Origin of the sequence: Luteibacter sp. OK325, assembly GCF_003050935.1 — a bacterium.
Lineage (GTDB): Bacteria > Pseudomonadota > Gammaproteobacteria > Xanthomonadales > Rhodanobacteraceae > Luteibacter.
Genome location: NZ_QAOX01000002.1, coordinates 774,928 through 787,229, shown reverse-complemented (window position 1 = coordinate 787,229; position 12,302 = coordinate 774,928). Strand labels below are relative to the sequence as shown.

At 59.3% G+C, this 12,302-nt stretch carries 10 protein-coding genes; all 10 read left to right on the top strand.

The window, feature by feature from the left end:
• Window positions 1-153 precede the first annotated feature (153 nt).
• The 10 genes from C8J98_RS07295 to C8J98_RS07235 all read left to right on the top strand — a co-directional run bounded on the left by C8J98_RS07295 (window position 154) and on the right by C8J98_RS07235 (window position 12,136).
• A complete protein-coding gene (locus tag C8J98_RS07295; protein ID WP_158272643.1) occupies window positions 154-5,490 on the top strand; it encodes a hypothetical protein in 5,337 nt (1,778 codons plus the stop codon).
• An 89-nt stretch (window positions 5,491-5,579) separates the two neighbouring features.
• Window positions 5,580-6,482 (top strand): RHS repeat-associated core domain-containing protein, encoded by a 903-nt coding sequence (locus tag C8J98_RS07290; protein WP_158272642.1) that lies wholly within the window; start codon window positions 5,580-5,582, stop codon window positions 6,480-6,482.
• A gap of 73 nt (window positions 6,483-6,555) precedes the next feature.
• On the top strand, window positions 6,556-7,008 hold the full coding sequence (locus C8J98_RS07285) for a hypothetical protein (protein ID WP_107912425.1): 453 nt from the start codon (window positions 6,556-6,558) through the stop codon (window positions 7,006-7,008).
• Window positions 7,009-7,308: 300 nt separating this feature from the next.
• Complete coding sequence (locus C8J98_RS07275) at window positions 7,309-7,782, top strand: hypothetical protein (RefSeq protein ID WP_146171590.1); 474 nt, start codon at window positions 7,309-7,311, stop codon at window positions 7,780-7,782.
• Window positions 7,783-7,850: 68 nt separating this feature from the next.
• Window positions 7,851-8,174, top strand: a complete 324-nt coding sequence (locus tag C8J98_RS07270; protein WP_107912419.1) for a hypothetical protein — start codon at window positions 7,851-7,853, stop codon at window positions 8,172-8,174.
• Window positions 8,175-8,589: 415 nt separating this feature from the next.
• Window positions 8,590-9,048 (top strand): hypothetical protein, encoded by a 459-nt coding sequence (locus tag C8J98_RS07260; protein ID WP_107912415.1) that lies wholly within the window; start codon window positions 8,590-8,592, stop codon window positions 9,046-9,048.
• Window positions 9,049-9,099: 51 nt separating this feature from the next.
• Window positions 9,100-9,438 (top strand): ribonuclease E inhibitor RraB, encoded by a 339-nt coding sequence (locus C8J98_RS07255; RefSeq protein ID WP_158272641.1) that lies wholly within the window; start codon window positions 9,100-9,102, stop codon window positions 9,436-9,438.
• Between the two features lie 464 nt (window positions 9,439-9,902).
• Window positions 9,903-10,262 (top strand): hypothetical protein, encoded by a 360-nt coding sequence (locus C8J98_RS07250; protein ID WP_107912411.1) that lies wholly within the window; start codon window positions 9,903-9,905, stop codon window positions 10,260-10,262.
• Window positions 10,263-10,760: 498 nt separating this feature from the next.
• Window positions 10,761-11,546, top strand: coding sequence for a DUF6538 domain-containing protein (locus C8J98_RS07240; RefSeq protein ID WP_107912408.1), 786 nt, complete (start codon window positions 10,761-10,763; stop codon window positions 11,544-11,546).
• A 95-nt stretch (window positions 11,547-11,641) separates the two neighbouring features.
• Window positions 11,642-12,136 (top strand): hypothetical protein, encoded by a 495-nt coding sequence (locus tag C8J98_RS07235; protein WP_107912406.1) that lies wholly within the window; start codon window positions 11,642-11,644, stop codon window positions 12,134-12,136.
• The last annotated feature ends 166 nt before the right edge of the window (window positions 12,137-12,302 follow it).

Genomic DNA, 12,302 nt, shown 5'->3' with positions numbered 1-12,302 from the left:
GAATGCGTTTCACGCGGCACTAATACGCGTTTTCCGACGTTCGCCGAGCCGCGCGCAATGGCGGCAGGGGCGACGACACCTGGCAGGGCGGGTCGTCCATGCAACAAGACAGCAAGGGAACGGGAGACGACGGATGTCGGACTTCGGATTTCGGTGGCGCGCGACAACGTCGCGTGCACGGTAGTGGTGGCCCTCTTTGCGAGCCAGACGGTTGCCCAATCGGCAGCGGTCACGCCAGAGAGCGAGTTCCAAAAGCGCATCAAGGTGTCCGAAGACATCAACCCCGTCGGGGACCATCCCTTTGGCGAGAACATCAGCCTGTACAACGGCGGATTGTCGTTTGAGGAAAACGACATCAAGCTCTCGGGCCAGGGGCCGGACATCGAGCTAACGCGCTCGTTCCATCCTGCAGACGTACCGCCCGATTCGGTCTACTACGACTTCATCGACAACGCGTTCGTCGACTGGTCGCTCGAAACGCCGCGCATCGAGACATTGTCGGCCGCAAGCAGCATCGCCAACCAGGACCCGGCGCCAAACGCGCCGTGGTTTTTCATCACCGACACAAACCGCTGCAGCGCAGCCGATGGCGCGCCAGACGAGTTCGTGACGTTCAAGGGCACGGTCATCACCTATCCGGCGGACGACTGGTGGCACGGCTACCAGCTCATCGTGCCAGGGCAGGGCAGCCAGGATGTCCTCAAGCGCGACACGACGTACAACAGCCAGTTCCCGGCGATGACGGATGCCAACGGCGCTGCCATCAATTTTCCCTTGGTGACCAAGTCGCGTTGGGCCTTGGGTTGTACGGCGGCGACGGCGAACGGCCAGCCGGGCGAGGGCTTCATTGCCGTTTCCCCGGATGGCACGAAGTACTACATGGATGTGTTGCTGTTCAAGAAAACCGACGGCGTCGCCGAGGGCGGCGGTGGTGCTTTACACCGTCGTGTCGCGACCATGGTCGCCTCCCACGTGGTCGACCGCTTCGGCAATTCGGTCACCTACACGTATGACGCCAGCGGCAATCTCAGCGAGGTCGATGGCAGCGATGGTCGACAGGTGACGTTGACCTACGAGTCCTGGCAGAACCCGTTCAAGGACACTGGCGGCAACTACTTCGACCCGCCGGGCTACCGTGTCCACAGCATCACAGTGCAGCCAGCCAGTGCCGCACCGCGCACCTGGACGTACACCTACGACACCACCACGGACCCGGTCATCCCCCGTCTGAGTGCGGTGACCTTGCCAGATGGCAGCTCATGGCAGTTCCACCTCGCGGGATTTGCCCCATTGCCTGGCGACGGTTCGCTCATCAGCAACCAGGGCTGCGACTACACGCTGCGGCCGCAAGATGCCGTCACGTCATCGGGCTCGATCACGCAGCCTTCCGGCGTCACTGGCACCTTTATCCTCAAGAGCACCATCCGGGGACGGTCGAACGTGCCCAAGGTGTGTCTCAATCCCAACTCTTCCCCCCAGCTGCGCTTTCCCGCTGCGTACAAATCCAATTCGCTCATCCAGCGAACCTTGAGTGGTGCCGGCATCGGAACGCAGAGCTGGACGTACAGCTACTCGTCACCGAACGACAGCTGGTCGCCGTGCACCGGGTGCGCCACGAGCGTGTCGACCGAAATGGTCGACCCGTCCAACCGCACGACGCGCTACACCTTCAGCAACAGCTTCGATGCGTCCGAAAGCCTCCTGCAGAAGTCCGAGTTCTTCGCTGCCAGCGACACGTCGGCATTGGTCAGGTCCGAAGCCAGCAGCTACGCATTGCCGCCAGCGAGTGGACCCTGGCCTTACCCCTGGCCGCAGACGCTGGGCCGCTCGGCTGTGCTCGCGGTGAACTCCGACCAGATGGGACGGCTCACCCCGGTCAACCAAAAGACCACGGTTCAGGACAACGACACCTACCTCTGGACGGTGAATGCGTTTGATGCCTTTGCCAATCCCACCCAAGCCACCCGCTCGAACTCGATTGCCGGCCAGACGGCCCTCGTTGAGACGACGACCTACCTCAATGACACCTCGCACTGGGTGCTGGGCCTTCCGCAGACGGTGACCAACGTCTCCCCGACGCTGTCCACTCCGGAGACCGAATCCGTCAATACGTACACAGCACTTGACCAGCTGCAAAGCCGTTCGCGCTTTGGGCAGACGTTGATGAGCTACACCTACGACGGCCAGGGACAGCTTGCGACCTTTACCGACCCCTTGAGCCACACCACGACCCTGAGCGGGTACCAGCGCGGCCTGCCGACCCTGGTGACCTATCCGGACCAGACGACCGAACACATCGGCGTCGACGCGTTTGGTGAAGTGGCATCCCTCACTGACCAGAACGGCAATGCGACGACCTACAGCTACGACTCGGTCGGGCGTCTGGGACAAATCAGCTATCCAGCCGGTGACACCGTGGCCTGGGCACCGAAGGTCTTCACTTACAACTTCGTGGCGGCTGCCGAGCAGGGCGTCGACACGGGACACTGGCGGCGCACGGTGACGCAGGGCGACGGCACGGCCACCAATTACACGCAGGTGACCTATTTCGACTCGCTCTTGCGGCCCATGGTGGCTCAGCGTTATCGCACCCTCGATGGTGCGATGCCGACAACCACCGTGACCGTGCACGACTGGAAGGGCAACACCACTTTCCAGTCCTACGCGGTTGACGGGCTGCAGGCGTACAACTCTAGCGCCGTGACCAACGGCATCACAACGAACTATGACGCGCTCTCCCGGGCCATCCAGACCATACAGCCGTCTGAAGACCTCAACCATCCCGCAGCAGTCACGACGACGGGCTACCCGGGGGGTGCGAGGAAGCAGGTCACGGATCCGAACAACAACACCACGACCACGACCTACCAGGTGTTCGACGAGCCCGAGTTGAAAAATGCAGTGAAGGTGGAAGCCCCGGAAGGCGTCGTCCAGCAAATCACGCGCGACTTGTACGGCAATCCGCAAACCGTCATTCAGGGCGGCATCACCAAGTCCATGGTCTACGACAGCTTCAAGCGGGTTTGTCGCACCTTCGAGCCGGAGACCATGAGCACGGTCACGAGCTTTGACGCGGCCAACAACGTCGTCTGGAGCTCGAAGGGCCAGAACATCACTGAAGCTGGTTGCGGCTATGACCAAGTGCTTGCCGCCGCCATGGTTTCCCGCACCTACGACACACTCAACCGTGTCACGAAGGTCGCCTACGGTGATGGGTTGACGCCGGAAGCAGACTTCAGCTACACGCTGACCGGCAAGCCGTCGACCGAATCGTCAGGGACTGGCGCGGCGGCGGTCCAGTGGCTGTTTACCTACAACAAGCGCGACCTGACCACTGGGCAGAGCTTGTCCGTCGATGGCCACGTCTGGCCGGTGGGCCTGGGGTATGACGTCAATGGCGTCGTGGCGGCAGTGAGCTATCCGGATGGCAAAGCTGTTCCGCTTGCTCCCGACGCCTTCGGCCGTCCCACCCAGGCCGGCACCTATGCGACCGGTGCCTCGTATTTCCCGGACGACCAGTTGCTGCACTTTACGCTGGGTAACGGGGTGGACTATCTCGCCCAACGAAACACCCGGCAGCTGATGTCGGACTTCTCGTACACCCAAGGCACGACCCTCACGCTCAGCGAGGGCTTCAAGTACGACCCGAACGCCAACATCACCGAGCTCGATGACTTGGTCGCCAGCGGCCCGCGCTCCCGCACGTTCGGCTACGACGGGCTGAACCGTCTGAAGACTGCTGCAAGCGGCCTGTGGGGTTCGGATACGTACAACTACGACCCTCTCAACAACCTGACCACCATCGTCTCGGGGACACAAACCAACACGTACGCCTACGATGCGACCAACAAGCTCACCAGCATTGGAGGTGGGAGCGTGTCGCGGACCTTTGCCTACGACGCGCGGGGGAACGTGACTTTGAACGGCACCGAGCACTACACCTTCGACCAAGCCGACCGCTTGACCTCGGTCAACACCAGCACTGACAAGTACACCTACGACGCCGAAGGTCGGCGGGTGAAGGCAGTCGTGTCGGGGGCGACCACGTATTCCCTGTACACGCACGACGGGCAGCTGCTTTGGCAGTTCAATCCCAGCGGCAACAACGGGACGGACTACATCTACCTCGGCAAGAAGCTCGTTGCCCGCACGGACAGTGTGGCCGGAGCCGGGGCACCCGTGCTCACAGCACCGGCGACCGGCAAGCCCAATACCGCGTACACCGTGTCCTGGACCTCAATCCCGTCGACGACAAGCTACCAGCTCCAGGAAGAGCCCGACGGCGGTACGTGGACGGCCGTCTACACAGGGACCGCGCTGAGCAAGTCCATCACGCATGCAGCAGCGGGCACGTTCCACTACCAGGTGCGTGCGTGCGGTGCCAGTGGGTGCGGCAACTGGAGCCCGATAGCGACGACCGTGGTGTCGGTGCCGGTGACGATTCCTCCGGCCCCATCGAATGTCACCGTCATCCTCAATGCCGACCAGCAGAGCGTCACCGTCGCTTGGCCCGCAGCAAGCGGTGCCACGTACTACACCGTGAGAATGCATAACCCATCGTTGGGCAACAATTTCACGGTGACAGGAACTTCGACTTCGGTGGCATCAACCACCGACGGTACCTATGTTTTCCAGACGGAAGCTTGCAATACCGCAGGCTGCAGCGGCTGGACCACCAGTGCGGGGTTGGTCGTCTTGCACACCCCGGCCGCCCCGGCGACCATCTCCGTGCCGGCAACGAGCACGGGAAGGATTGCTATGAGTTGGCCGGCCGCCATGTACGCGCGGACGTACGAACTCCAGCAAAGCCTCGACAACATCAGTTTCAGCACCATCTATTCAGGCGAGCCGACGACCTACACGCAGACGGTATCAACCGGCGGGGTGTACTACTTTCGGGTCCGCGCGTGCAACAGCGGCCCGTGCGGCGGATACAGCCCGGTCGGATCGTCGAACGTGTCCATCGTGCCGACAAACTCGCCGACTGTTTCGGTACCGGCGACGAACACCACGGGGTGCTACACGGTGAGTTGGTCGCTCGTGTCCGGGGCGACGTCGTATGTGCTGCAGGAGAAGGTGGGCTCGGGGAGCTTCGTTGCCATCGGCAATGACGGTTCGGGAACACTCGCCCTTTGCGGCAAGGCCACCGGGTCTTACAGCTATCGGGCCGAGGCCTGCAATGCCGCCGGATGTGGCCCCGTGGGCTCATATTCCACGGTCACAGTGACGTTACCGCCGACTGTGCCAACCGGGTTGCAGGTCACCCGGACGGTCGTTGGGACGACGACATACAACTTCACCGGTTCCTGGGCTGCAGTCGCGAGTGCGACCCGGTATGAAGTGCTCTCCGGCACAACGACTGCCTACAGCGGAACTGCCACTTCGTACATTCTGCAGAGTGGTACATCGACCACGCTGACCGGCACGTACTCGGTCCGGGCGTGCAATGCGTCTGGTTGTTCGGCTTACGTGTCCTTCCCGTCACCGTGATTCGGAGAATTCTCATGACCTCATGCATGAATGTTGTTCGTTTCCTTTCACGGCTGGCCCGAGGCACACGTTCAATGAATTTTAGAAGCATGAGCGAGCCCTGGCGCCGTGTGTTGGTGCTGTCGCTCTTGGTGCTCTTTGCAGGCGCGTCCACCGCCGAGACGGTCACTTACTATTACACCAACCAGCAGGGGACCCCGCTGGCCACGGCTGACGCGTCCGGAAACATCCTGACGACGTCCGACTACCGGCCTTACGGCAGCCAGGTGCTGGGCTCACCGGCTGGGGGGCCGGGGTACACGGGGCATGTGAATGACCCGGATACGGGCCTGGTGTACATGCAGGCCCGGTATTACGACCCGGTGGTGGGGCGGTTCTTGAGTGTAGATCCGTCACCGGACAAGGAAGGCAAGGTGGATCGGTTCGGGCCTTATAGCTACGCGAACGATAATCCGGTCGGGAACGTTGACCCGGATGGCCGTGTTCCTATAGTAACTCGGCGCACGGATGGATCGATTTCAGTACAGTATCCTGTAATATTCGCGGGAGCAGAAGCATCAAGTGCATCGAACAGGGAAATCTTCATTTCTCAGGTAGCTGCTATGTCGGGCAACTATGTCGTGAATGGAAAGGCGACCAACGTTAACTTCGAGACAACCACGGTGACGAAAGGTCTCTTCACGGGAACGCCGTCGAAGGCTGTAAACACCATAACGCTGATGAAAGGCAGTACCTCGGACCCCACCGGTCGAAGCAATGCTGACCTAGGTGGTAACAAGACGACGATTCGTACCGACGACCGATTCGGCGAAGGAGTAGCTCAGCATGAGGTGCTTCACCTCGGCGGCGTTGACGATCAAAAAAGTCCAGACGGAGGAATAATTCCGAATAACGACGACATCATGAACACGGTGCCTGGCCGTATTAGCTCGTCTGACGTCGAGACGTTAATCAACTCGAAAGGAAATGTTCAGCGTGATGAGACCAAATAGATCAAATCGTGCCGCGCTGTGTCTCACTTACCTGTTTTTCCTTTGGTTGGGCTCAGCAGGCTCCGCGAAAGCGATGGACCTGTCGCAGGAACGCTGCAATGTGTTCATGGGTGCGGTTTGCATAACACTGCCGGTAAACGCGTCTGTGACCTTCGAAGTCCCGGTTGATGTCGCGCGTTATACGTTTAACCAGAATAATCGGGTCCTTCTGCGGGCGTATCTTCAAAGTCAGGAGGACAAAATTAACGCGCCACAGTCATTCGACGAGAAAGTTGAAGGATTCCGAGTGAAGGGCTACAAGTCCGCGCCCGACGGTCATCCCCGGATTGACATCATCCTCGTCCCAGATGTGAAGTCGAATGGTGTTGTCCATGTTTATGCCGGCGTGAACGATGCGGAGCGTGGCGAAGTTGCGCGCGCCTTGGCGGGGATGCGACCCTGTCGTCGGGTGTCGCCGGAGGATCTTTCCTGCCCGCTGCAAAGCACGCTCGGTCCGGACATTGTGAAGTGGCTTGAGAAGCCGTAAGGAAGGCGCCAGAGCCGACCCTATTGTCGCACCCAGGCCATGACGTTGAGTTCGACCTGACCGGAACCGGCCTGCAGGTGCTCAGTTGCCTGACTCAACGCGTATGCCTCGCAGACAGTCGCGTTGAAGGCTTCCGACGCCTCGGCGTACCCTTCCGGAGTACCCGATATATCAAAGTCGAGCCCGGCGATGTCGTTCGTCCATGACTCGTCTCTGGTAAGGACTCCAACTCCGACGTGCACTTACGTTACCGATAAGCTTGGCGTTAAGGTTCTGACTCCGTCACCCGGGGCTAGCACAATGGCAGGCAGCGAATGGTCGGCAACAAAGTCGTCCGAAATTGCGGACGCCATGTACCTGTTTCTTGAGGAGACGAACCCGCCGCCCGACAAAGAAACAATGCCGAGGGTTTCAGTGCAGTTGTGCGACCTTATCGGAGACACGCTGAGCACGGTGCAGCGCGAAGCGGTCGACGTTGCTCGCGCTCGCCTCGACGGCAGGGAGCATGGTGAATACTCGCGATTCCTCAAGATGTTTGCAGATGATATTGATGCAGACATGCGACGGGGATATGTGGACAAGGCGGAATCGGCAAGAAACCGACTTGTATGGTGCGCGCTTACCAAAAACAGCACGTTGTCGGTGGAATCCGCAGACTTTGTGGTGATGCAGGCGGAATGGGTCGGGCTGGACTTGGCAAGAATATCGATGGTCTTCTATCAGTGCGTGCCTGGCTTCGCGGTTTGGCTTAGCGAACACGGGGTGAGTGTGTAAGGAGAACCTCGGAAGATACGGTGACGGCAACGGGGAAGAACAATGGAGCCCGGGGATGAGGATGACACATGAAGAAATGGATGATATTTGTCGCTGCGATCCAGGTGGCAAGCATACTCATCTGGCTCGCTCAAGCAGCCCGCCTGTGGCCGGACGGATTGTGGTTCGCCAGCTGGTTGCTAGGCCTCCCCGGTAGTGTCTTTGGACATTGGGCAGCGGAGCAACCGCTGTGGATGATGGCTTCCCGATTGACCATTGGGCTCGTGGGCCTCGCGCTTGCCACCATGATCAACCTCGGTATTGCGTGTGTTATTGGCGCAGTGTGCAAGCGTATCGGTGAGATGTTGAACACGAAGCGGCGACTTCGGTCTCAACCGGGCGACGAGCATTAGTCGGCGGAGTGGATAGATCGTATTCGGGAAATGCAATGCGAGTCGACGCCATCCTCGACCTTCATTTTGCGAGTACTTCGGATGGGGGCAGACAGACACCCATGGGCCCGGGCATTTACCACGGTGTCGCCGGGTTCGGTACTTTGCAGGGAGTCGACAGTGAGAGTTGAAGCAGCCGATGAAGCCCGGCGGGAGACGGGTTGTCGGGGTTGCCTTTCTCTGTCCGCAGGACATCAAGCCATTGCTGACCGAGGGTCGCGAGTTCACCTTGTGGGAGAACATGCTCATTGAGAAATATGGCGGTTCCCAATCTATGGACGGTAGCTCCCCGAACAAGATCAACGGAGTTAGTACGAAAAACGTGAACCGTATTCAATACTATCGCGATGCTTTAAGAGAATTTGGTGAATAGGTGATGAGAAAAGGTCGTATTCGAATACGTGTTGGCGACGTCGTAGCCATCGCTTTGGGTGAGGACGATCTGCTTGCGTATGCGGTGATTTTGCCGGACGCAAATTTTGCGATCTTCGATGCCCGAGGGCATTCCACTGTCGCAGATGCTCTGCAGCGCGCCCCTATGTTTTACGTCGCGGTAATGGACAGCGCCATCAAGTCAGGCCGTTGGCCCATCATGGACGTTCCAAAGGAATTGGTCCCAGAGGTCGCGGCACCGCCAACATTCATTCAGGAGCATGGTCGGCCGGAGAAAGTGCGAATTTACCGTAACGGAGCGATCTTGCCCGCAACCCTTGACGAGGTGGTTGGATTGGAGCGGACAGCCGTGTGGAGCGCCGAGCATGTTGAGGACCGAATCCGAGACGAGTATTTCGGTCGGAAGAACAAGTGGGTTGAGTTGCTACGCCTGATCACTTGATGTCCCAGCCGAAAAACGGCGCAAACGATTCTTCAAAAGGGAGAGGTAACTGTGCTTCTTCAGGAACTGTTGGAGCTGTCGTCTGAGGACTCAGAGGCACTGAAGGGATTCGCCGGGCAGGGCGATATTGCCGAGAAGGAACGACCTGTCGATTTTTTCTTTGAGTGCAACAGCCTCGATGCGGCAAAAGATTTATCGGCTTATCTTCGGAGCGCTGGCTACGCGGAATCCAGCCTGGATTTGAGCGATGATGCCTACAAAGTGACAGCGACAATAGTCATGGCAATCGACGGCTCTCGCCTGATCATGGCGTCTGGTCTTCTACATTGCGTCGCGCGGCTTTTTCGCGCTGAGTACACTGGATGGGGTGCCATTGTCCGGAAGGGCTGAGAGAGTTCTCATCGTTTCGATTCTGAAGGGGATGCCATGTTGGGGCCGGTCTTGCCGACACCCCGAGGACAGTCAGAATGCCGCTGAGTATGCGATTGGGAAACCGATTCAGCTGTATGACCTCGCGAGACGAAGTGTTGACGGCGGCAGGCTTGTTGCCCGGGACCTGAGTGAAAGAATAAAGCCATGACCGCAAGCCATTTCAGCGCTAATGGATAACTGGTGGAGAAGGAGCTCCGAAATACACGGCAGCGTTGGAGGGGCGTGACGTCGGCCGGGGGACCGTCGTCAGGTCGTACTGTGAGCTCGGTTCGTCGGTCAGGAAGGGGCGGGCGTTGACTGTGGCTATGACGCCCGCCTTTGCGGCGCGGCTGCCATCGCATCTCGAGGCACAGCAGCGCCACTAAAAAAGCCGTCCCGAAGGACGGCTTGTCGAGATGCGGCGAATCCGCCGGAGTAGCACTATGGAATCATTTGAGCTCGGATTTTTTTTGGGAGCAAGTCCTGGGATCATCTACATTCTCATAAACATAGAACATATGCTGCGCGTCCGCGACAAGGCGAAAGAGCTGGCACGCGAGCAGGGAGAAAAGTGGCTCGAGTTCTCATCATGGTCGGACAGTTTTAACTTCATCTTCCACCCTCAGCGCTACGTTCGCGGAGAGGACAGCAAAGGGACGCGCGTAGCCAAGGAAATGATTCTTTCTGAAAGACACAGATACTTTGTACGACAGGCCATAGGCGGCGCGATACTCGTTGTGGGTGCCGTGGGCGGCGCAATCGTGGGAGGCGCGCTTCAGCAGTTTGGCGGTCTGTCCACTTAACGAATATCCCTTTTGAGCTGGCTCCTGGCGGCCATGACGATCCGTGGCAGCGTTTCTCGTCACATGCTCGTTCGCGCAATCTCTGGCCAGGGAGTGGCGCTCGGGCGGGGCAGGCGGAAGCAGGGCGACAGAAAAGCCGCCCCGAAGGACGGCTTCAAAGATGCAGCTATTGCGCATGGTCAAACCAGGCACCGTTTTTTCTAAGCCACGTTCACCGTGGCACACCGTGCTGCATCTCTTCATCAACGATAACCAGGATCCCGGCCTCGTCAAGGGGGTAGGCGGAAATATTCTTCGCCATTGACAGACCCATCCGACCCGCTAGGATCCCGGTACACATTCCCGTACACACCGGAAGTGTCCGAAGCGTTGGGGGAGAGTCGGTTGATCGTGTCCCACTCTCTCCGCCAGACCGTATTTTTCCAAGTAAAAAGCAATTCCTTGTATTGGTCAGGAAAAATTGCCATCGGGACACATTTCGGGACACATAGGTCTCGCATGCGCATCCCGCACTACCTCGTCAAAACCCCGTCTGGCACCTGGCACTTCCGTCGGCGCATGCCCGTGTCGCTCATTGACATCTTCAACAAACCCGTCATCAAGCGGACCCTTGGCACCCGTGACCTGCCCGTTGCCCGCGACGTCGCACTCACTCTTTGGCGTGCGTATGATGAGCTCAACACCTATGTGCGGAAGTTGGGCATGGCAGGGAAGAAGGACGTTGCCGAGATCATCGCGGGGCTGACGGGCGAAGGTCGCCACTACCGCCTCATCCGAAAACCGGATGGTTCAATCGAAGTAGAAGCGAAGGGCAAGGAAGACCATGCCTTTGCGATGGAGGCGGTTGAGAAAATCGGGACACTCGCCAACGAGCCGTACGTCCAGCAACTGATGCGCGAAGCGGCGCAGCAGGCCATTGCCAACCAGCACGCACCGGCATTGCCAAACCAAGCACCCCCGCCCTTACCTCCCGCCACGCAGACGGCATTTCCTTCGCCTCAGTCGCTGGCTGCCATTCCCGCGTTGCCGATTGGCAAAGTCGTGACCGAATGGTTGTCACAGAGGCAGAGCAATCGACCTTTCGATTTGCATCGTCGGGCGGACGTGGAATTGAGCGAGAAGCATGCGTTCAATACGCAGGCCTTGTTCAATGAAAGCGTGAGAAACATCTCTGCCTGGCATCTTTGGCAGCCGGGCATGTCGCCTGATGACATGAGCAATGCCGTGCACTTCATGGGACAGAAGGCGGCTGACGAGCTCTGCAAGCGGCGTCAATGCAAATGACGCGCCGGAGACTCATTTGGGTACTTGGTTGGGTCACCACTTTGGCTACCTCCGTGCCGCAAGCAATGGCTCAGAATCCATCTCCCCAAAAAGTCATGAGCGATGCGTTTGCCAACCTCGACAAGGTGATGGGCGAACACGCTGATGACCCTGCGTCATCCAGGTGGACACCGCTTGGCGGACTGATGGTCCTGGCCCCGCGAAGTGGAGGTCGGATACAACTCGTCGGCTGGACGGAGAAAGGTTCGACAAGGCCAGCGTACGGATTGGCGAGCGACAATTTGCAAGCAGCGTGTGAGGACACCGGCAGAACCGACCGGTACAAGGTCGGGGGCACCTGGTTTTCGTTCAAGGTTGTGTGTGTCGGGGGAAAGCGGGTCCTTTCGCCCCAGAGCGTCGCCGGGAAGAACGGTCTCTACGCCGTCGTGCGGAACGGTGGGAATCTGACCATTGAGTCGGGCAAGGGCTGGACAGTCGATTTTGACCTGCAAGGCGCGCCGTTCGCCGACGCGGTGCTGAGCGTCAGGGCAGCCGACGCTGCTATGCCGGAAAGACCGAAGACGGCACATCCAGCGCCTCCAGTGCTGTGAGCGACGCGGCTTCGGGGATGGTCAGACATTTCGTTAAGGAGGGGGACAGATGCGCGACGCGTCGGTGCGCGTCGCAGCATCTGTCTGCAGGCTTGCGCCGAAAGAAAGCCACGGAAACACCACTCATGGCCTGAAAAGGCCCGGTTTACAGGGGACAAGGGAATGA